The organism is Sphaerisporangium sp. TRM90804 (assembly GCF_029846175.1).
Classification (GTDB): domain Bacteria; phylum Actinomycetota; class Actinomycetes; order Streptosporangiales; family Streptosporangiaceae; genus Sphaerisporangium.
Genome location: NZ_JARWAC010000002.1, coordinates 105,199 through 125,545 on the forward strand (window position 1 = coordinate 105,199; position 20,347 = coordinate 125,545).

At 74.3% G+C, this 20,347-nt stretch carries 15 protein-coding genes; 8 read left to right on the plus strand and 7 right to left on the minus strand.

Annotated elements, in window-relative coordinates:
• Positions 1-25 precede the first annotated feature (25 nt).
• The 3 genes from PYR91_RS02165 to PYR91_RS02175 all read left to right on the plus strand — a co-directional run bounded on the left by PYR91_RS02165 (position 26) and on the right by PYR91_RS02175 (position 5,561).
• Positions 26-1,351, plus strand: a complete 1,326-nt coding sequence (locus tag PYR91_RS02165; RefSeq protein ID WP_279777379.1) for an FdrA family protein — start codon at positions 26-28, stop codon at positions 1,349-1,351.
• On the plus strand, positions 1,348-2,730 hold the full coding sequence (locus PYR91_RS02170; RefSeq protein WP_279777316.1) for a DUF1116 domain-containing protein: 1,383 nt from the start codon (positions 1,348-1,350) through the stop codon (positions 2,728-2,730). The genes PYR91_RS02165 and PYR91_RS02170 overlap by 4 nt, the downstream gene beginning before the upstream one ends.
• Positions 2,731-2,906: 176 nt before the next feature.
• The gene (locus PYR91_RS02175) at positions 2,907-5,561 is read left to right on the plus strand and encodes a serine/threonine-protein kinase (RefSeq protein ID WP_279777317.1); all 2,655 of its coding nucleotides are present in this window, start codon (positions 2,907-2,909) and stop codon (positions 5,559-5,561) included.
• A gap of 27 nt (positions 5,562-5,588) precedes the next feature.
• Here PYR91_RS02175 and PYR91_RS02180 read toward each other — a convergent pair whose 3' ends face one another.
• Complete coding sequence (locus tag PYR91_RS02180) at positions 5,589-7,391, minus strand: metallophosphoesterase (protein WP_279777318.1); 1,803 nt, start codon at positions 7,389-7,391, stop codon at positions 5,589-5,591.
• 262 nt (positions 7,392-7,653) lie between these two features.
• Positions 7,654-9,246: an FAD-binding oxidoreductase gene (locus PYR91_RS02185; protein ID WP_279777380.1), complete on the minus strand. Its 1,593-nt coding sequence runs from the start codon at positions 9,244-9,246 to the stop codon at positions 7,654-7,656.
• A gap of 188 nt (positions 9,247-9,434) precedes the next feature.
• Here PYR91_RS02185 and PYR91_RS02190 point away from each other — a divergent pair, with 188 nt between their 5' ends.
• The 3 genes from PYR91_RS02190 to PYR91_RS02200 all read left to right on the plus strand — a co-directional run bounded on the left by PYR91_RS02190 (position 9,435) and on the right by PYR91_RS02200 (position 12,509).
• On the plus strand, positions 9,435-10,955 hold the full coding sequence (locus tag PYR91_RS02190) for a glycerol-3-phosphate dehydrogenase/oxidase (RefSeq protein WP_279777319.1): 1,521 nt from the start codon (positions 9,435-9,437) through the stop codon (positions 10,953-10,955).
• 215 nt (positions 10,956-11,170) lie between these two features.
• A complete protein-coding gene (locus tag PYR91_RS02195) occupies positions 11,171-12,085 on the plus strand; it encodes a sucrase ferredoxin (RefSeq protein ID WP_279777320.1) in 915 nt (304 codons plus the stop codon).
• Positions 12,086-12,197: 112 nt separating this feature from the next.
• Entirely contained in the window at positions 12,198-12,509 is a 312-nt protein-coding gene (locus tag PYR91_RS02200; protein ID WP_093171423.1) for a WhiB family transcriptional regulator, read from the plus strand.
• 134 nt (positions 12,510-12,643) lie between these two features.
• Here PYR91_RS02200 and PYR91_RS02205 read toward each other — a convergent pair whose 3' ends face one another.
• The 5 genes from PYR91_RS02205 to PYR91_RS02225 form a co-directional block, all read right to left on the minus strand.
• A complete protein-coding gene (locus tag PYR91_RS02205; RefSeq protein WP_279777321.1) occupies positions 12,644-13,330 on the minus strand; it encodes a phosphoribosyltransferase family protein in 687 nt (228 codons plus the stop codon).
• 115 nt (positions 13,331-13,445) lie between these two features.
• Positions 13,446-14,555 carry a ribosome small subunit-dependent GTPase A gene (rsgA, locus tag PYR91_RS02210; RefSeq protein ID WP_347942832.1) on the minus strand — a complete coding sequence of 370 codons (1,110 nt, stop codon included), beginning with the start codon at positions 14,553-14,555 and terminating at the stop codon, positions 13,446-13,448.
• A 206-nt stretch (positions 14,556-14,761) separates the two neighbouring features.
• Positions 14,762-16,015 carry a serine hydroxymethyltransferase gene (glyA, locus tag PYR91_RS02215; protein WP_279777323.1) on the minus strand — a complete coding sequence of 418 codons (1,254 nt, stop codon included), beginning with the start codon at positions 16,013-16,015 and terminating at the stop codon, positions 14,762-14,764.
• A gap of 121 nt (positions 16,016-16,136) precedes the next feature.
• Positions 16,137-17,174 (minus strand): YihY/virulence factor BrkB family protein, encoded by a 1,038-nt coding sequence (locus tag PYR91_RS02220; RefSeq protein ID WP_279777324.1) that lies wholly within the window; start codon positions 17,172-17,174, stop codon positions 16,137-16,139.
• Positions 17,175-17,320: 146 nt separating this feature from the next.
• Entirely contained in the window at positions 17,321-18,121 is an 801-nt protein-coding gene (locus PYR91_RS02225; RefSeq protein WP_279777325.1) for a TIGR03084 family metal-binding protein, read from the minus strand.
• A gap of 79 nt (positions 18,122-18,200) precedes the next feature.
• Between PYR91_RS02225 and PYR91_RS02230 the strand changes: the two genes are divergently transcribed.
• On the plus strand, positions 18,201-18,326 hold the full coding sequence (locus PYR91_RS02230) for a hypothetical protein (RefSeq protein ID WP_279777326.1): 126 nt from the start codon (positions 18,201-18,203) through the stop codon (positions 18,324-18,326).
• Between the two features lie 315 nt (positions 18,327-18,641).
• Positions 18,642-20,324 carry a nitrite/sulfite reductase gene (locus tag PYR91_RS02235; RefSeq protein ID WP_279777327.1) on the plus strand — a complete coding sequence of 561 codons (1,683 nt, stop codon included), beginning with the start codon at positions 18,642-18,644 and terminating at the stop codon, positions 20,322-20,324.
• The last annotated feature ends 23 nt before the right edge of the window (positions 20,325-20,347 follow it).

The following is a 20,347-nucleotide window of genomic DNA, read 5'->3' on the forward strand; positions in this document are numbered from 1 at the left end:
CGTGTACCACGACTCGGTGAGCCTCATGCGGGTCAGCCAGGCGCTGGGCTCCCGCCCGGGCGTCACCGTGGCGATGGTCGCCATGGCCACCGAGCTGAACGTCGGCATGGCCCGCGAGGTCGGGTTCGAGGTCCCCGCGGCCGGCCCGTCCGACCTGCTGGTGGCGGTCCGCGCCGAGTCCGAGGAGGCCCTCGGCGGCGCCGCCGAGGAGCTGGAGCGCCAGTTCGCCCTCCTGGGCCGGGCCGCGACCTCCGGCGGAGCCGGGGCCGAGGCGGCGCCGCGCACCACGCGCGCGGCCGCCCGTGCGTGGGACGCCACGCTGGCGCTGGTGTCGGTCCCCGGCGAGCACGCCTTCGCCGAGGCCATGGACGCCGTCGAGGCCGGCCTGTCCGTGATGATCTTCAGTGACAACGTCTCCCTGGAGCACGAGATCCTGCTCAAGGAGCGCGCGGCCGAGCACGGCGTGCTCGTGATGGGCCCCGACTGCGGCACCGCCGTGGTCGGCGGCGCGGGGCTCGGCTTCGCCAACGTGCTGCGGCCCGGCCCCGTCGGCGTCGTCGCCGCCTCGGGCACCGGGGCCCAGCAGGTCACGTGCCTGCTCGACCACGCGGGCACCGGCGTCAGCCACGTGCTCGGCGTCGGCGGCAGAGACCTGTCGGCGGCGGTCGGCGCCCGCTCCACCCTCGTCGCCCTGCGCGCCCTGGACGCCGACCCCGCCACCGAGCTGATCGTGCTCATCTCCAAGCCGCCCGCCCCCGAGGTCGCCGCGACCGTGCGCCGGGCCGTGGAAGACCTGTCCACGCCGGTCGTCACCGCCCTGCTCGGCCCCGGGCAGGACGACCTGACCGCCGCCGCCGAGAAGGCGCTGGGCGCCCTCGGCCGGCCGGTCCCCGAGTGGCCGTCGTGGCCGATGCCCGCCGGGGAGCGGCCCGGCGGCCCGCTGTGCGGGCTGTACTCCGGCGGCACGCTGTGCGCCGAGGCCGAGATCATCGCCGGAGGCGGCTCGTTCACCGACTTCGGCGACGACGAGTACACCCGCGGCCGCGCCCACCCGATGATCGACCCCTCCACGCGCCTCGCGGCGCTGGGCGAGGTCGCGGGCGGCGTCGTCCTGCTCGACGTCGTGCTCGGCCACGCCGCCGACCCCGACCCCTCGGCGCGGCTGGCGCCGGCGGTCCGCCGGGCGCGCGAGCGGGGGGCCGCCGTGGTCGTCGCCCTGGTCGGCACGGACACCGACCCCCAGGGGCTCGGCCGCCAGGCACAGGCGCTCCACGAGGCCGGCGCGTCGGTGTTCGTCTCCAACGCGGCGGCCGCCCGGCACGCCGCGAGCCTGACCGGGGGTACGCCGTGACGCTGTCCATGCTCGACGGCGAGCCGCGGGTGATCACCGCCGGCGCCGCCGTGCTCGCCGAGTCCCTCGCCGGGCAGGCCGTGCCCGCCCTCGCGGTCGACTGGCGCCCGCCGCTGCCGGGCACGTCGGCGGCCCTGGCCAAGGTGCTGGCCGACCCCCGGCGCGAGCGCGCGAACACCACCGCGGTGGGGCGCATGCTGTCGGCCCGCCCGCAACTCGTGGCGGTGCGGCCCGCGCGGGAGGTCCTCGACCTCCCGGCCGGCACGTTCTTCCACGCCGGCCCGCCCATCGACTGGGAGCGCGCCTCCGGCCCGATGCGCGGGGCGCTGATCGGCGCCGCGCTGTTCGAGGGCCTGGCCGCCGACGCCGAGGAGGCCGAGCGGCTGCTGGTTTCGGGCGGCGTGAAGCTCGACTCCTGCCACCACCACCGCACCGTCGGCCCGATGGCCGGAGTGGTCAGCGCGTCGATGTGGATGTTCGAGGTGGTCGACGGCGAGCACGGCGGCACCGCGTACTGCTCGCTCAACGAGGGCCTGGGCAAGGTCCTGCGGTACGGCGCCTACGGGCCCGAGGTCGTCGAGCGGCTGCGCTGGATGGGCGAGGTGCTCGGCCCGGTGCTCGCCGCCGCCCTGGCGCTGAGTGGGCCGATCGACCTGCGCTCCCTCATCGCCCAGGCCCTGCAGATGGGCGACGAGCTGCACAACCGCAACCGGGCCGCCACCTCACTGCTGGCGCGCGAGCTGGCCCCGTCGGTGGTCGACGCCTCGCCCCGGTACGCCGCCGAGGTGCTGCGCTTCGTCTACGGCAACGACCACTTCTTCCTCAACGCGGGCATGGCCGCCGGCAAGGTCAGCGCCGACGCCGCGCGCGACGTGCCCGGCTCCTCGCTCGTGGTCGCCATGGCACGCAACGGCACCGACTTCGGAATCCAGGTGTCCGGGCTCGGCAACCGGTGGTTCACCGGCCCCGCGGGCGTTCCGGACGGCCTCTATCTGGGGGCGTACGGTCCCGGCGACGCCAACCCCGACATCGGCGACTCCAGCATCACCGAGACCTGCGGGCTGGGCGGGTTCGCCATGGCCGCGGCCCCGGCGATCGTCCGTTTCGTCGGCGGCGACGTCTCCGACGCCGTCGACGCCACCCGGTCGATGTACGAGATCACGCTGGCCGAGCACCCGGCGTACCAGATCCCCACCCTGGGCTTCCGGGGCACGCCCACGGGGGTCGACGTCACGCTCGTCGCGCGAACCGGCCGGCTGCCGGTCGTCAACACCGGCATCGCGGGCCGCGTCGCCGGAACCGGCCAGGTCGGAGCCGGTCTGGTGAGCCCTCCGGCCGAGGCGTTCACCGCGGCGCTCACCGCGCTCGCGAGTGCGTAAAGGAAGACCGAATTCCCATTGACCACTCTTTGACCCTAATATCAGTGGCCAGTCTCACAGTCTTGCAGACGCTCATGATCAACGATCATCATCCGAACCTGGGGATATGACGCGGACAAGCGTGAATTGGGGACCGCGGTATGACAACCGATCGCGTGCTCGGGAGGTCGCCCTCGATGGCTGAGGGTAGGAGCCCGGCGGGCGCGGGGGTGGCACCGGAGGGTCAGGGCAGGCTGGTCGGCAGGCGGTACCGCCTGCTGTCACCGGTCGGCCGTGGCGGCATGGGCATGGTGTGGCACGCCCATGACGTGCTGCTCGACCGCGACGTCGCCGTCAAGGAGCTGATCCTGCCCCTCGGGCTCGACCACGCCGGCACGCAGGTCGCCCACCGGCGCATGCTGCGCGAGGCCAGGTCCGCCGCGCGGCTCAGCCACCCCGGCATCGTCACCGTCCACGACGTCGTGGAGGAGGACGGGCGTCCCTGGATCGTCATGGAGCTGGTCCGCGCCTGGTCGCTGGAGCAGGCCATCCGGCAGAGCGGGCCGCTGCCCGTGGTCCAGGCGGCCGAGATCGGCGTCCGGGTGCTCGACGCGCTCAGGCACGCCCACGCCGCCGGCATCCTGCACCGCGACGTCAAGCCGGGCAACGTGCTGCTCACGGCCGACCGCGTCGTGCTCACCGACTTCGGCATCGCCGCGATCGAGGGCGACGTGACGGTCACGCAGACCGGCCTGCTCATGGGCTCGCCCGCCTACATCCCGCCGGAGCGCCTGCAGGGCCGCCCGATCACGCACGCCGCCGACCTGTGGTCGTTCGGCGCGACGCTGTACGCCGCCGTCGAGGGCAGGCCGCCCTACGAGGGACCGGACGCCGTGGCCGTCCTGGGCGCCGTGCTGACCCAGGAGCCCAACCATCCGCAGCGCGCGGGCGCCCTCCTGCCGGTCATCGACGGGCTGCTCCGCAAGAACCCGGCCGACCGCATGCCAGCGGGGCAGGCCGCCGACCTGCTGGAGCGCGTGCTGCGCACGCACGGCTCCGGCCTGCCCATCCGCGGTGCCGACGGCCACATCGCGACCCCGCTGCCCACGCGGGGCGACCCCACCCCGATGCAGATGCTCCCTCCGCTCGACCCTCCCTCCGGCCCGATCCCGTCGCGCATCATCGAGACCCCCTCGGGCCCGGTGCGCGTCCCGATCGACCCCCGCGCTTCCGGCGCCCCGTCCGGTCCCTTCCCCGCGCGCGGCGGCGACCCCTCGGGGCCGCACCGCATGCCCTTCCCGACCCCCGCCGGGTACGACGCGCTCGACGGCCCGACCGAGGGCAACCGGCGCGGCCCGTTCGACGCCGAGCGGAGCGGCGGGTTCCCCGACCCGCTCGCCGGCCCGTCGGGCGGGCACCCCGCCGCCTACGACGCCCTGCGCAGCGCCTCCGGGCCCCAGACGGGCGGGTACGGCGGCCCCCCGCCCAACCCGTACGACGCTCTGCGCAGCCAGTCCGGCGCCTACGAGATGCCGGGCGCCTCCACGGGCCCGCACCGCGCCGGCGGGCCCTACGACGCTCTCGGCGGCCCCTCCGGGCCCCAGCGGCCCGGCGACGACTACGACGCGCTCGGCAGCCCGTCCGGCTCCCAGCGGGCCGGCGGCTACGACGCGCTGAGCAGTCCCTCGGGCGGCCAGCGGCCCGGCGGCCCGTTCGAGGGCCTCGGCGGATCCACCGGCCCGCACCGCGCCGGCGGGTCCTACGACGCCCTGGGCAGCCCCTCCGGCGGCCAGCGGCCCGGCGGCCCGTTCGAGGGCCTCGGCGGATCCACCGGCCCGCACCGCACCGGGGGGTCCTACGACGCCCTCGCCGGCCCCTCCGGGCCCTACGACGCCCTGGGCGGCGCCTCCGGGCCCCAGCCCGGCCTCTACGACGCTCTGCGCAGCCCGTCCGGCCCGTTCGAGGCGCCGGGAGGCCCGGGCGGCGCACGCTCAGGCGACGACGTGCTGGTCGCGGGCTCGGGTGGGCGGCGCGGGGCGGGGTCGCCGAACCTGGCCGACCGGCTCGCCCGCGACCTTCCGGCCGACAACCCGTTCGGCCTGCCCGACCCCCGGGGCCCCGAGCCGCGCCCGGGCGACACCGGCCCCGGGCGCCGGGTTCGCGTCGACGACGTGACGGCCGAGCCCGCGCGCGAGGGCCGTTCCCCCCTGCTGCTCATCCTGGCCGGCGTCGGGGTGGTCGGCGTGGTCGCCGCGCTGCTGTTCGTGCTGTGGCCGAGCGGCGGCACCGCGCCGTCCGAAGACCTCGCCGCGCCGCTCGTCGCCACGAGCGCCCCGCCGGCGCCCTCCGGCGGGCAGCCGCAGGAGGAGGAGGACGCTGTCACCGACGAGCCCTCTGCGCCGTCCACCGAGATCCCGTCCGACTTCCGGGCGCGCGAGGCCGCCGGGGTGTCGGTCGCGGTCCCCGAGGACTGGACGACGTCGGCCTCCGACGCCGCGGTCACCTACACCGGCCCGAAGAGCTCGGGGCGGCGCATCCAGATCAAGCGGGTGCCCGCCACCGGCGACGACGGGCTGCAGGCGCTCACCCAGGCCAAGGACCAGGCGACCCTCACCGACTACGCGCAGGCCCGGCTGGAGTCCTCGCCGTTCGGGGAGTGGCGGTCGAGCGTGTGGGAGTACACCTACACCTCGCTCAACAACGTCACCACGCACGCCGTCACCCGGTTCATCGCCGTCGACGACGACCACGCCTACCAGGTGACGTTCACCGCCCCCGACGCCGAGTGGGAGCAGGCGGACAACCGCCAGACGATGGCCGTCCTCTGGGCCACCTTCAAGCCCGCCGGCTGACCGCCCCGGTCGCCGGGCCGGACCGCCTTAGGCGGGCGCCGGGCCGGTGAGCGGGATGGCGACCTCGTCCTCCAGCGGCGGCTCGATCTCCTGGGGACGGCAGCCGGTGGCCGCGAAGCAGCGGATGCGCAGCGTGCCGCCCTCCACCGAGACGTGCAGGAAGCTCTTGAAGAACGGCGGCTCGTCCCAGTCGGACAGCTCGGAGAACCAGCGGTGGAAGGTGCGCCCGACCGGCAGCCGGAACGGCATCGGCCAGCCGCCGAGCACCCGCGCCGCCCACTTCATCCGCGCGGTGATCTTCACGTTCGGAGGCGAGAGGTCGGCCACCGGAGCGGCCCCGGCCGTGCCGCCCGCACCCGCGAGGGACGGGGCGCCGGCGCCGGGAGCGGTCGAGGGTGGCGGCCCCGATACCGGTGAGGAGTCCGAACCTGGGCCGGGCGGGACGTCCGTGGCGGGGGCCGGCGGGGCGGTGGGGGCGCCCTCGGCGGCGCCGGTCGGGGGCGGAGCCGGAACGGGCGGGACGTCCGTGGCGGGGGCCGGCGGGGTGGCGGCGGGGGCGCCGCCGGAGACGCCCTCGGCGGTGCCGACGGGGCGCGGCGGGCGGTTGCCGATCTGGCGCGACATCAGCACCAGGCCCTCGTCGGGGGTGAGGTACAGCCAGGGCATGCGGAGCCGGTCGCGGTAGAGCTTGCTGTAGAACGACAGCGAGTCGCCGCGCAGCGGGTAGCACTTGAAGCGGTCCTCGTGCACGCCGCCCACGTCGACCCGGCGGATGGTGTGGGTCGCGTGCGTGAACGCCCCTCCCCCGCCGGAGACGATGTACTGGATCACCCGGCCGTCCACCTCGACGGGATACCGCTGGTAGTTGTGGGTGTCGCCGCCGATGGCCGCGACGTAGTTGTGCGCCGGGTCCCTGACGATGTCGTCGACCGTGCCGCCGTCCTCGATCGGGCAGGGGTGGTAGGAGTTGCGGTCGTAGATCGGCTTGCCGGTGATCAGCACCTTGGGCCGGGGGTCGGCCGACACCGCCCGCAGCCAGGCCCCCTGGTCGCGGTCGACGGTGCCGGTGATGCCGGTGTCGATGCCGACGAGCATCAGGCCTGGCAGGTCGATCACCCAGTACGGGGCGGGCTGCTCGGCGCGCTGCTCGGGCCGGGAGCGCAGCGCGCGGGCCTTGGCGAGCCGCGCCTCGTCGATCGGCTCCGGCTTCCGCCACAGCAGACCGCGCAGCCCGGCGGGCGAGAGCGAGAACTTCGGCCGCCCTCCGGACAACGCGGGCGCGTCGCAGAAGACGCGCATGAAGCCGCCCAGGCCGTCGTACCAGTCGTGGTTGCCGGGGATCGCGTAGATCGGGGCCTTGTAGTCCTGGTAGGGCCGGAAGAACTTGTCGCCGTACTCGTTGCCCGACCCGGTGGGGTAGATGACGTCGCTGACCACGACGGCGAAGGAGGTGTCCTCCCCGATCTTGAGCAGGCCGGGCACCACGGCGTACTGCGAGGCGTCGCCCTCGCCGGTGTCGCCGATGACCAGGAAGCTGTAGTCGGCGCCCACCTCGGGCTTGACGCGGAAGCCGGGGTCGGCGCCGCGTTCCTCGCGCGCGGCGATCCAGCGCCTGCGCACCTCGTTGGACGGGTCGCCGAGGAGCTGGGCGAGGATCTCGTTGCGCGAGCGCCACAGCGTGCGCGGATGCAGCCACGAGAAGCTGTGCTCGCCGGTGGGCCGCAGCGCCTGGAACGCGCCCATCTCCTCGCACGCCCACCCGGCGCCCTCTTCCGACACCCGCGACGAAGCCCGCCGCCCGCGCGCCGCCGCCCGCTCGACATCCACCATGGCCCTATCTTGGCCATGATCTTCCCCCGGCGCACGCCGGATCCTCAGGCCGGCAAGGCGATCGCGACCTCGGGGCCGGGCGTCCGGCGGCGCGCGCCGGATCCCGAGCCCGCCCGGGAGAGGGCCCGACCTGGTCCTTCGGCGGGGGGCCGGCCGCTCCGGGCTGCGGATCGGGGCACCGGGGGCCGGGACATCGACCGGGCCACCTGCCGTCAGCGGATCAGAACACCGAGGCCCAAGACACCGGCCCGACCACCTGCCGTCAGCGGATCAGGACGCCGGGGTTGAGGATGCCGGCCGGGTCCAGGCGCTCCTTCACCGCGCGCAGGATGTCCACGCCCAGTTCCCCGATCTCGGCCGCGAACGCCTCGCGGTGGTCGGTGCCCACGCCGTGGTGGTGGGAGATCGTCCCGCCGGCCAGGCCGATGGCCTCGCTGACGGCGGCCTTGGCCGTCGCCCACTGCTCCACGGGGTCGCCGATCTGCGCGGCGACCACGGTGAAGTACAGCGACGCGCCGGTGCCGTACACGTGCGAGACGTGGCACATGACCAGCGGCGCGTACCCGGGCCCGGACGTGAGGGTCGCGGCCAGGGCCTGCCTGACGGCGTCGTACAGCCGGGGGATGCCCGACCAGAAGCAGGCGGTCTCCACCGTCTCGACGACGGCGCCGGCCGACAGCAGGGCGTCGCGCAGGTAGGGCGCGCCGAAGCGGCCGCGCGCCCAGGCCTCGCCGGGCTCGGGGCCGAGCGGCACGCCGCCCATCTCGGACAGGATGCCGTCGGCGCGCTCGCGCCGGTAGGCGACGTCGCCCGCGTCGCCCTCGTACCCGACCACGGCCAGGCAGCCGCCGCCGGACTGAAGGCCGTCCAACTCGCCGAGCTCTCCCGGCTTGGCCAGGCCGACCGCGGTCTCGGTCTCGTCGGACAGGCGGAGCACGGTGGGCGCCGGCCCGGCCTGGACCAGCCGCCGCAGCGCCGCCGTGCCGGCCGCGAAGGACGGGAACCGCCAGCCCTCGTACACCTTCACGGCGGGCGCCTCGCGCACCCGCAGCCGCAGCGAGGTGATCACGCCGAACGCCCCCTCGGAGCCGAGGACCAGGTGGCGCAGGTCGGGGCCGGCCGCCGACCGGGGGGCGCGCCCGAACTCCATGGCGCCGCGCGGGGTGGCGACGGTGACGCCCACCACCATGTCGTCGAAACGGCCGTACCCGGCCGACGCCTGGCCGCTGGACCGGGCGGCGGCGAACCCGCCGAGGGTGGCGTACTCGTACGACTGGGGGAAGTGGCCGAGCGTCAGCCCGTGCCCGGCGAGCAGGCGCTCGGCCTGGGGGGCGCGCAGCCCGGGCTCCAGGCCGGCGACCATGGACTCGGCGTCCACCGACAGCAGCCGGTCGAGCCGGGCGAGGTCGAGCGCGACCACCCCGGCGAACCCGTCGCGGGAGGCGACCAGCCCGCCGACCACCGACGTGCCGCCGCCGAAGGGGACCACCGCGACCCGGTGGCGCGCGCACACGCGCAGCACCTCCAGCACCTCGTGGTGCGAGCCGGGCAGCAGCACGGCGTCGGGCGCGTCGGAGCCGTCGCCCGCGCGCATGCGCAGCAGGTCGGGGGTCGACTTGCCCCGGGTGTGGCGGATACGGGCGTCGTCGTCGAACCGGACGTGCTCGGCGCCCACGGCCTCGCCCAGGTCGGACAGCACGAGCGGCGACAGGGCCGCCGCGTTCAGCCTGACCTCGCCGAAGGTCGCCGGCGGGCCGGCGGGCTCGCGGACGCCGAGCACCTCGCGCAGGAGCGTGAGCACGGGCTCGGGCAGTCCGGCGGCCTTGGCGGGGTCGCCCCAGCCCGACCAGAGCATGGGTTCGGGCGATATGTCGGGAGTCTCCACGTCCTACACTTTGACACGCCCCGCTGTGGGACCGGCGCACGTCCCCGCCGCGCCGGTGCGGAGGGGCGGGAGGCCGGTCCGTTCCGCAGACCGCTTCGACCCGGGCCTCACCCGGCGGCCCTCGCGGGCCCGCGAGGCCGGCCCGTGGAGGTGCCGCCGTGAACGCCTCGCTCAACGCCGCACGCCGCACGCGCGAGCTCGCGCGTGCGGCGGAGACGGTCTCGGACCTGCTGGTGGTGGGGCTCGGCGCCACGGGCGCGGGCGTGGCCCTGGACGCCGCTTCGCGCGGCCTCTCCGTGACGGCGATCGACGCCCACGACCTGGCCTTCGGCACCTCGCGGTGGAGCTCGAAGATGATCCACGGCGGCCTGCGCTACCTGGCCAAGGGCCAGGTGGGCGTGGCCATGGAGAGCGCGGCCGAGCGCGGGGTGCTGCTGTGCCGGACCGCCCCGCACCTGGTGCGGGCGCAGCCCTACCTGCTGCCGCTCACGCCGGAGGTGCCGGGCGGGCTGGCCGCGACCGTGATGGCCGGCTACCGGATGGGAGACCTGCTCCGGGCGGCGGCCCGCACCCCGCGCCGGGTGCTCCCCGGCCCCTCGCGCGTGCCGGCCTCGCGCGCCCTGGCGATGGCGCCGGCGCTGCGCGCCGAGGGCCTGCGGGGCGCGCTGGCGTCGTTCGACGGGCGGGTCGTCGACGACGCCCGGCTGGTCGTCGCCATCGCGCGGACGGCCGCCGCCCACGGGGCGTCCGTCCTCACCCGCTGCCGGGCCCTGTCCCTGAGCGGGGACGGCGCCCGGGCCCGCGACGAGCTGACCGGCGAGACGTTCACGCTGCGCGCCCGCAGGGTGATCAACGCGGCCGGCGTGTGGGCGGGCGGGCTGACCGACGCCGTGACGCTGCGGCCGTCCCGCGGCACCCACCTGGTGCTGCGCCCCGGCGTCCTGGGCGGGATGCGCGCAGGCCTGCACGTGCCGATCCCGGGCCACCCCGGCCGGTTCGCCCTCGTCCTGCCGCAGGAGGACGGCCGCGTGTACGCCGGCATCACCGACGAGCCGGTGGAGGGCGCGATCCCGGACGTCCCGGAGGCTCCGGAGGCCGACGTCGCCTTCCTCCTCGGCGTCCTGCAGTCCACTTTCGCCACTCCAGTCACACGCGAGGACGTGGCCGGCGCCTACGCGGGGCTGAGGCCGCTGCTGGCGGCCGACGGGCGCACGGCCGACCTCTCCCGCAGACACGCGGTCGTGAAGGGCTCTGACGGCGTCGTGACGGTGGTCGGCGGCAAGCTCACCACCTACCGCAGGATGGCACGGGACGCCGTGGACGCGGCGTTCCCCGGCGCCGCCCCCTCGCGGACCTCCCGCCTTCCCCTGACCGGCGCCCCGGGCGGGCCGCGCGCGGCCTCGCCGGACACCGGCGCGCGCCCCGGCCCGCCGGCGCCGTCCCGTCTGACCGCCCGCTACGGGTCGGAGGCGGCGGCCGTGCACCGGCTCGCCGATCCGGACGCCGAGACGCTGCCGCTGGGCGTCACCACGGCCGAGCTGGTGTGGGCGGTGCGGCACGAGGGGGCGCTGGACGCCGGGGACCTGCTCGACCGGCGCACGCGCATCGGCCTGGTGGCGCAGGACCGGGCTGCGGCGCTGCCGGCGGCCGAGCGCGTGCTCCGCGAGCACCTGGGGTAGCCGCCCCGCGGCGCCCGAACGGGCGGGCGCGTGACCCGGGTTCCGACCACGGCCGGCCGCGCCCTCGGGCCGCCGGCCCGCGCTCCTCGGAGAGTGAGCTATCTCACTCTCGGCGTCCCCCATGTTCACGCCGGACTCTTCGGGGCATCTCGTCCCCTCACCGAAGAGGACGGAGGACATAGGTTAGTCTTACCTAAGTGAGCGGGGAGGGACGCGTGAAGGTCGAGCGGATGCGGGGGTGCGACCACCCCGCGGGATGCCACACCGGCGAGGTGCCGACGCACGCCAGCGCGACGGTCGGCGCGCGCTTCTGGCTGCTGGTCGAGCACAACGGCCCATGGGCCTCCCACCTCGACGACTGCGACCTGCCCCCCGAGATCCACGCCCTGATCGACCAGGCCTCTGAGCTGGGCGTTCGCCCCCAGCTCATCCGCCGCCCCGGGCGCCGCCCGGGGACGGACGCCCCCTACCGGATCATCGTGGCCGACTCCGCCGCCCGCGCCCCGTGGGCGGCCGTGGGGTTCTTCGAGAATCCCACCGATCTTGACCTGCGGTCACTCGTGCGCGGAGTGGTTCCGGAGTCCTGCATACTGGTGAAGGAGCCGCTGTTCCTGGTCTGCACCCATGCCAAGCGCAACGCGTGCTGTGCCCGGCTCGGTATTCCCCTCGCGCGGGTTTTGGCCGACAGCCAGCCGGGAAGGGTGTGGGAGACCACCCACGTCGGCGGCGATCGATACGCCGCCAACCTTGTGTGCTTGCCACACGGGCTTTACTACGGCAGCATGTCTCAGGCTGCCGCGATCGCGGCGGCAAACGCGTACCGGCACGGCGAGATCGTTCTCGACCGCTTCCGGGGACGCGCGGGCATCCCTGAGCCATCGCAGGCCGCCGAGCATTTCGTCCGGGTTCATACGGGCGAGCTCTCGGTAGGCGGAGTGGCCGTGGAATCCACCAGGTCGGACGGTGACGTCACCAGGGCGATCGTACGCCTCGGTAACGTCCGGTTCCGGGTTGTGGTCGAGCGTGCGGTGTTCACGACGCCGTGCGGTACGGCATGTGCCGACACGATCGCGACCTACAGGCTGGCGGCGCTGGAGCCATTCCAGTGCGGCACGCCCGTCCTGACCTGAGGCTCCCCTAGGAGCCGGGAACACCGCGGGCTATCACGGCGTTGGTACCAGGGACGCCAGAAGCGTCCATCGCGCCACAAACACGCAAAAATTACACCTAAGGTGGTTTCTCATGTCTCAGGTACGTCGGCAGATCGCCCGCCCGCGCCCCAGTTGGGGTTGGCAGGATGATGCCGCGTGCCGGGGAGAGGACCTCGTGCTGTTCTTCGGTCCTGACGGCGAGCGCCAGCCTGAGCGTGACATCCGCGAGCGCAAGGCCAAGGCCATCTGCGCCCAGTGTCCCGTCCGCGCCGAGTGTCTCGACTACGCCCTCTCCCGTCCGGAGAAGTACGGCACGTGGGGCGGTCTGAACGAGGACGAGCGCGCGTCCGAGCGCCGTCGGCGCATGAGGCGCGCGGCCAGCGCCGGCATCAGCGCCGCTTGAGCCTCCTCCACCGGCATGCACCTTTCAGCGTGATCATGCGGCTCCCCCGCTTCCGCGCGCCTTCGGGAGCAGAACGGCGCCGCATGATCACGCGGACGTCCCCCGCTCGCGGGCGGCGCCCGGCAACTCCCTCGTCACCGGCCAAGGCGCATCCTCTCGTCATGTTCCCGGCCCCGCCGCAGCAGGCGGAGCACGTCGGCGTCGGTCAGCTGGTCGAACCGCCGGTACCACTGGCCGACCGCGTGAAAGTCGGGCGGGGTGGCGACCACCATCACCTCGTCCGCCTCGTCGCGTAGCGCCCTGACCGTCTTGCCGGCTCCCACGGGAACCGCCAGCAGCAGCCTGCGGGGCCGAGCGCCGCGCACGGCGCGCAGCGCCGCCCGGGCCGTCGCCCCCGTGGCCAGCCCGTCGTCCACGACGACGACATCACGCTTCGCCAGGCGCGGCAGCGCACGCTCACCCCGGTAGAGCTCCACCCTCCTGGCCAGCTCCCGCCGCTCGTGCTCCACGACGGCCGCGACGTCCGCCTCGGTGATCATCAGCCGCTCCAGCAGCGGGGCGTCGAAGACCGGCTCCCCGCCCTCCGCGATGGCGCCCACCCCGAGCTCGGGCTCGCCCGGATACCCGATCTTCCTGGTCACCAGGACGTCCACCGGCGCGCCCAGCCGCTCGGCCACCGGCACGGCGACGGCCACGCCCCCGCGCGGCAGCGCGAGGACCACCGGATCGGCCAGGCCGATGTCGGCGAGCATCTCGGCGAGCTGCTCCCCCGCCTCCGCCCTGTCGGCGAACGGCAGGGACACCCGCCGGCCGGCGCCCATGCCTCCAACGTACCCGCCCACCCGCGATGGCAAAGCCGTGCGCGGGCGGGCACGGAACCGCCCGGCGGGGCCGGGCCCCCGCCGGGCCGGTCGGCGGCCCCCGCGCCCCGGTCGCTCAGGGGCGGTTCCTGCCGCGCATCGACTTGTGGATGATCTTCCACTTGCGCGCCTGCTCCGCCCGCAGCCGGGCGTCGGTACGGCCGGCCATCCAGGCGGCCTCCCGCTGGAGCTTGCGCCAGCTCGCGAGGCGGCGCTCGGGCAGCTCGCCGGACTCCATCGCCGCGAGGACGGCGCAGCCCGGCTCGCTCTCGTGCGCGCAGTCGCCGAACCGGCACCGCCCGGCGAGCTCCTCGATGTCGGCGAACACCAGGTCGACGCCCTGGCTCATGTCGTACATGCCGACCCGGCGGATTCCGGGCGTGTCGATGATCAGGCCGCCGCCGGCCAGCGGCACCAGCTCGCGGTGCACCGTCGTGTGCCGCCCCCGGCCGTCGACGGCGCGCACCTGCTGGGTCTCCATCACCTCGGCGCCGGCGAGCGCGTTGACCAGCGTCGACTTGCCCGCACCGGACGCGCCCAGCACGACGGCGGTGCGCGAGCCCGCCAGGTGGGCGCGCGCGAGGTCGACGCCCTCCCCCGTCATCGCGCAGACGCCGTGGACGTCCACGCCGGGCGCGGCCCGCGCCACGTCGTCGAGCAGGCCGGCGAGGTGCTCGCCGATGAGGTCGGCCTTGGTGACGAGCACGACCGGCAGCGCGCCGCTCTCCCAGGCCAGGGCGAGCAGCCGCTCCACCCGGCCGAGGTCGGCGAAGTCGCCGCCGTGCATGGCGGGCTCGGCGACGAAGACCACGTCGATGTTGGCCGCCAGCACCTGCCCCTGCGAGTCGCCGGACAGGCCGCCCCGCGAGTCGCGGCTCACCCCGCCTCGTACGAAGGCCGTGCGGCGCGGCAGGACGGAGTCCAGTTCCCAGCGGCCCTCGGGCAGCAGCCGCAGCGCGGCCCAGTCGCCCACGCAGGGCAGGGCCACGGGGTCGCCGGCCGCGGCCCGGCGCAGCCGGGCGCCGTAGGTGACGTGGTGGTGGCCGTCGGCGGTGAGGACGTCCGCGGCACCGCGATCGACGCGGGCCACGCGGGCGGGGACGGCGCCGCCCGGGAGATCGGCGGAGAGGGACTCGTTCCAGCCGAGAGTTGAGAGGTCGAGACCAGGAGAGGTCAACTGAGGCACCCTTCGAGAACCGGGTGCCTGGCTTCAGCGCGTCGGCGGCACCCGGGTGGAGACTGACAGGAGTCTGGGCATGCTCATGCGAAAGACCCGCATCGGTCCTCACCTCCTCTCGAAGTGCCGCCCATCGAAGGGCGGCCTGGCCGGGCCCACTTTATCGCGGGCCCGGCGGCCGGGCGCAAGCGTATTTCGCGCGCCCGGCGTCGTGCTCAGCTCAGGCCGGGAACCGGGAACGTGCCGGTCAGCTCGCTGACCTCCGCGTGCACGCGCGCGATGACGTCCTCGGCGTCGCCCTTGGACACGGCGGTGACGACCTCGTCCATCCAGGCGCCGATCTGCCGCATCTCGGCCTCGCCCATGCCGCGGCTGGTCACCGACGGCGTGCCGATGCGCAGGCCCGACGGGTCGAACGGCTTGCGCGGGTCGAACGGGACGGTGTTGTAGTTGGTCTCCAGGCCGGCGCGGTCGAGCGCCTGCGCCGCGGGCTTGCCCGCGACGCCCTTGGAGGTCAGGTCGATCAGGATCAGGTGGTTGTCGGTGCCGCCGGACACCAGCGAGAACCCGCGGGACGACAGCTCCTCGGCCAGGGCCTTGGCGTTGGTCACCACCTGGTGGGCGTAGGCCTTGAAGTCGTCGCCCGACGCCTCGCGCAGCGCGACCGCGATGGCGGCCGTGGTGTGGTTGTGCGGGCCACCCTGCAGGCCGGGGAAGACGGCCTTGTTCAGCGCCTTGGCGTGCTCGTCGTCGGAGGCCATGAGCATCGCGCCCCGGGGGCCGCGCAGGGTCTTGTGCGTGGTGGTGGAGATGACGTCGGCGTGGCCCACCGGCGAGGGGTGGGCGCCGCCGGCCACCAGGCCCGCGATGTGGGCGATGTCGGCGGCCAGCACGGCGCCGACCTCGCGGGCGATCTCGGCGAAGGCCGGGAAGTCGATCGTGCGCGGGATCGCGGTGCCGCCGCAGAAGATCAGCTTGGGCCGGTGCTCCAGGGCGAGCGCCCGCACCTCGTCCATGTCGATGCGACCGGTGTCCTCGCGCACGCCGTACCGCACCGGGGAGAACCACTTGCCGGTGGCCGACACCGACCAGCCGTGGGTCAGGTGGCCGCCGAACGGCAGGCCCATGCCCATGACGGTGTCGCCGGGGTTCAGGAACGCCAGGTAGATCGCCAGGTTGGCGGGCGAGCCGGAGTAGGGCTGGACGTTGGCGTGGCCCACCCCGAACAGCGCCTTGGCGCGCTCGATGGCCAGCGTCTCGATCTGGTCGATGACCTGCTGGCCCTCGTAGTAGCGCTTGCCGGGGTAGCCCTCGGAGTACTTGTTGGTGAGGACGGTGCCGGTCGCTTCGAGCACGGCCTTGGAGACGTAGTTCTCCGAGGGGATCAGCTTGACGGTGTCGGCCTGGCGGCGCTCTTCGGCGGCGACGAGCTCGGCGATCTGGGGATCGACATCGGCGAGAGAACTCATGGCTCTACCCTTCGTTGGCTCAAGTGATGAACTCCTTGGCTCCGCGAAGACCCAGGCGCCCGGCCTCCGCCCTTCTCGCTCCCCGGTGGTATCCCACCTCAACGCGCCAGTCACGTCTCAGTCAGACGATAGCGGACCCGGGCTCGCTCTCACTTCTTCCAGCGGGCCACAAGCGATCGACCTCGGCGTTGAGCGTCGCCCCGATGAGCACCGCGAGCGCCGTGATGTACAGCCACAGCAGCACGGCGATCGGGGCGGCCAGCGACCCGTAGACCGACAGCGGCGTGAACCAGGCGGCCAGCACCGCGCGCAGGACCGCCGCGCAGGCGATCCAGATGACCAGCGCGAGCAGCGCGCCCGGCAGCTCGCGCCACCAGCGCGTGCGCACGGGCACGCTGACGTGGTACAGCAGCGTGAGCACCAGCACCGAGCCCGCGACGAGCACCGGCCAGTACAGGACGTCGACCAGCCCGCCGTACCGCGACAGGGCGCCCGACAGCATGGTGGGGCCGAGCACGAGGATCGGCATGACGATCAGGCCGAGCAGCAGCGCCGCCAGGTACAGGCCGAACGACATGATGCGCGTGCGGATGATGCCGCGCGTCTCGCCCAGCCCGTAGGAGATCGAGATGAGGTCGACGTAGACGAACAGCGCCCGTGAGCCCGACCACAGCGCGAGCAGGAAGCCCACGGAGATCAGCGACACCTGCCCGCCCTTCAGGACGTCGTCCAGGAGGGGCTTGACCACCCGGTCGACGGTGTCGCCGCTGAACAGCAGGTGCGACTGGTCGAGCACCCAGGCGCGGCTCTCGGCCACGGTGCCGGGGCCGACGACCGGGGTGAGATGGCCGAGCAGGCCGATCAGGCCGAGTACGAACGGGGGCAGCGACAGCAGCGCGAAGAAGGCCGCCTCGCCGGCCAGGCCGGTGACCCGGTAGGTGAACCCGGCGACCGCCGTCGCGCGGACGACCGCCCACAGCGGCGAGCGCCCCACCCAGGCCCACACGGACGACCCTCGGACGGCCGACAGGCCCGCGGACGCCACGGAGGCGCCCGCCCTGGCCTTCCTCACCAGCCGGCGGCGGATACGCGTGCGCCGCCTGGGCAGGGCGGCCCGCGTGTCGGCGGACGTCACGGCATCCACGGGAATGCGCACCATGCTGTTACCACGACCCCACCGCGTAGATGTGCGTGCACGGCGCCTACCCGCAGGGACGCGGCTGTATCAGGCACTCCGTCGGCTGATTTTCCATGCTATCGATTCCGGGCACCTGAAAACGGCGTGCGGTGCGGTTCAGGTCCAGGTCAGCCCAGCGCCTTGGCCAGCCCGGCCGGGCGTCCGCCGCCCGGCGGGCCGGCGAACGCCTGGGCCCGCGACATCCAGCGCCGCGCGGTCTCCCCGCGCACCTCCAGCGCGGTGTCGGCGAGGGCGCAGCGCTGGGTGACCAGCAGGCAGAAGTCCAGGGCGGGGCCGCGCACCAGGTCGGCGGCGTCCTCGGGCCCGTAGGCCCACGGGGTGCCGTCCGGCAGCGCCAGCTCGACGCGCACCGGGTCCGCCGGCGGCTCCTCGCCGCGCACGGTGAAGCCGTAGGGCAGGGCGCGCGCGCCGAGCAGGGCGACGTGGCGCAGCCGCGCGGTCGGCACGCGCGACACGCCCAGGGCGTCGGCCACGTCCTGCCCGTGCGCCCACGTCTCCATGAGCCGGGCGGTGACGAACGACGCGGCCGACATGTCGAACCCGTACCAGGGCAGCCGCGCCCGGGGGTCGAGGCGCTCGAAGACCTCCAGGCTGCGGGCGCGGGCCGCCAGGAACCATTCGAGGACCTGCGCGGCGGACAGGGCGCGGGCGGTGGCGGCGATCTCGTCCACGGCGTTCTCCCGGCCTAGCACGCCGGGCACGGTGGCGCGGAAGCCCTCGGGGTCGGTGGCCGCCGCGGTGGCGGCGTCGTCGAACCAGGCCAGGTGGCTGATCTGGTCGCGCACCGCCCAGCCCTCGGCCGGCGTCGGCAGCTCCCACGCCTGCGGGGGGATCCCCCTGATCACGGCCGTCAGCTCGTCGCCCTCACGGCGGAGGTCGGCGAGCAGCTCGGACATGGGCACCGCCACGGGCCACCTCCAGGTCACGTAGGCACACGCCAGCGTAACCGAGCGATGTTCTGGAATGAAACGGGGGAAGGATGGAGGGGTGATCTGCGAGAAGTGCAAGATCGACCGGCACGAGGAGTGCCGGGGCGGCTCGTGGTGTGACTGCCAGCACCGCCCGCCCGGCGAGCCCGCGGAGCCGCGGCTCGGCTGGCCCGGCCAGGGGTGACGCCGCCCTCGCGGGCCACGCCGATGTCCATACTCTGGACCCGCCGTTGGCTATCGGGCCCGGGAGGGGTATCGTCTGGAACATGCCAGCGGATCCGCTTCTCGTCGTGCGACGCCACGTCGACTTCCTGCGTGTCCGCAGTGCCATCTGTATCGACGCTTGTTGACCGCCGCCCCGCTGTCTTCTTCTGCCAGCACGGGCGCGTGAACAGGCGTCTTTTCGCGTGTTCCCCCGGACTCCTCCTCATGGAGCCGGTAGGACCCTGCCTGCGCGCGTTCGTGCGACCTGATGACCATTCTCGGCAAAGGACGCACCATGACCAGCCCGCCCAGGCCTGCGAACCGCCACCACAAGCGCCCGCGAGGTGAAGGCCAATGGGCTCTCGGCTACCGTGAGCCGCTCAACAAGAACGAGGAGAACAAGAAGAACGACGACGGGCTGAACGTCCGTCAGCGGATCATCGACGTCTACTCCAAGAGGGGCTTCGACTCCATCGACCCGGCCGACCTCCGTGGCCGCATGCGCTGGTACGGGCTCTACACCCAGCGCAAGCCCGGCATCGACGGCGGCAAGACGGCGATCCTGGAGCCCGAGGAGCTCGACGACCGCTACTTCATGCTCCGCGTCCGCATCGACGGCGGCCAGCTCGACCTCGCCCAGCTCCGCACCATCGCCGACATCGCCAACCGGTACGCCCGGGGCACCGCCGACGTCACCGACCGGCAGAACGTCCAGCTCCACTGGGTGGAGATCGAGTCGGTGCCCGCGATCTGGGAGGCGCTGGAGGCCGTCGGGCTGTCGACCACCGAGGCGTGCGGCGACACCCCGCGCGTCGTGCTCGGCTGCCCGCTGGCCGGCATCGACGCCGAAGAGGTGCTCGACGCCACCGAGCAGATCACCGACACCGTCGCCCGGTACGTCGGCGACAAGGCCTTCTCCAACCTGCCCCGCAAGTTCAAGTCGGCGATGAGCGGCTGCCCGGCGCACTGCACGGTCCACGAGATCAACGACGTCGCGTTCGTGGGCGTCGAGAACGAGGCCGGCGAGAAGGGCTACGACCTGTGGGTGGGCGGCGGCCTGTCCACCAACCCGATGATCGGCAAGCGGCTGGGCGCGTTCGTCCGGCCCGAGCAGGCCCACGAGGTGTGGGCGGGGGTCATCGGCATCTTCCGCGACTACGGCTACCGCCGCCTGCGCCACCGGGCGCGCATCAAGTTCCTGGTCAGCGACTGGGGTCCCGAGCGCTTCCGCGAGGTGCTCGAGAGGGAGTACCTCGGCTACACGCTGGCCGACGGCCCCGCGCCCCAGCCGCCGCGCGGCGACCGGCGCGACCACGTCGGCGTGTTCCCGCAGAAGGACGGAAACTTCTACGTGGGCTTCGCCCCCAAGGTGGGCCGGCTCGACGGCGACAAGCTGCACCTGATCGCCGACGTCGCCGAGCGGTACGGCTCCGGCCGCGTCCGCACCACCGTCGAGCAGAAGATGGTCATCCTGGACGTCGCCCCCGACAAGGTCGACGGCGTCGTGGCCGACCTGGAGGCCGCCGACCTGCAGGTCAGGCCCAGCACGTTCCGGCGGCAGACCATGGCCTGCACCGGCATCGAGTACTGCAAGCTGGCGATCGTCGAGACCAAGGCCCTGGCCTCCGACCTCATCGACGAGCTGGAGCGCCGCCTGCCCGACTTCACCGACCCGCTGACCATCAACGTCAACGGCTGCCCGAACTCCTGCGCCCGCATCCAGGTGGCCGACATCGGGCTGAAGGGCCAGCTCGTCACCGACGCGGCCGGCAGGCAGGTGGAGGGCTTCCAGATCCACCTGGGCGGCTCGCTCGGCCTGTCCGCCGGCTTCGGCCGCAAGGTGCGCGGTCTGAAGGCCACCGCCGAGGAGCTGCCCGACTACATCGAGCGCGTTCTGAAGAACTTCCAGAGCCAGAAGGACGACGGCGAGAGCTTCGCGGCGTGGGTGCAGCGCGCCGAAGACGCGGACCTCAAGTGAGCCCGCGCACGAGGGCCGGAGCG

Bases quoted from the DNA above. Each gene is read 5' to 3' on its own strand.
- PYR91_RS02165 (WP_279777379.1), top strand. From the start codon at position 26: ATGCGGGTCAGCCAGGCGCTGGGCTCCCGCCCGGGCGTCACCGTGGCG.
- PYR91_RS02220 (WP_279777324.1), bottom strand. From the start codon at position 17,174: ATGGTGCGCATTCCCGTGGATGCCGTGACGTCCGCCGACACGCGGGCC.
- PYR91_RS02180 (WP_279777318.1), bottom strand. From the start codon at position 7,391: ATGGTGGATGTCGAGCGGGCGGCGGCGCGCGGGCGGCGGGCTTCGTCG.
- glyA (WP_279777323.1), bottom strand. From the start codon at position 16,015: ATGAGTTCTCTCGCCGATGTCGATCCCCAGATCGCCGAGCTCGTCGCC.
- PYR91_RS02175 (WP_279777317.1), top strand. From the start codon at position 2,907: ATGGCTGAGGGTAGGAGCCCGGCGGGCGCGGGGGTGGCACCGGAGGGT.
- PYR91_RS02200 (WP_093171423.1), top strand. From the start codon at position 12,198: ATGTCTCAGGTACGTCGGCAGATCGCCCGCCCGCGCCCCAGTTGGGGT.
- PYR91_RS02205 (WP_279777321.1), bottom strand. From the start codon at position 13,330: ATGGGCGCCGGCCGGCGGGTGTCCCTGCCGTTCGCCGACAGGGCGGAG.
- PYR91_RS02185 (WP_279777380.1), bottom strand. From the start codon at position 9,246: ATGCTCTGGTCGGGCTGGGGCGACCCCGCCAAGGCCGCCGGACTGCCC.
- PYR91_RS02235 (WP_279777327.1), top strand. From the start codon at position 18,642: ATGACCAGCCCGCCCAGGCCTGCGAACCGCCACCACAAGCGCCCGCGA.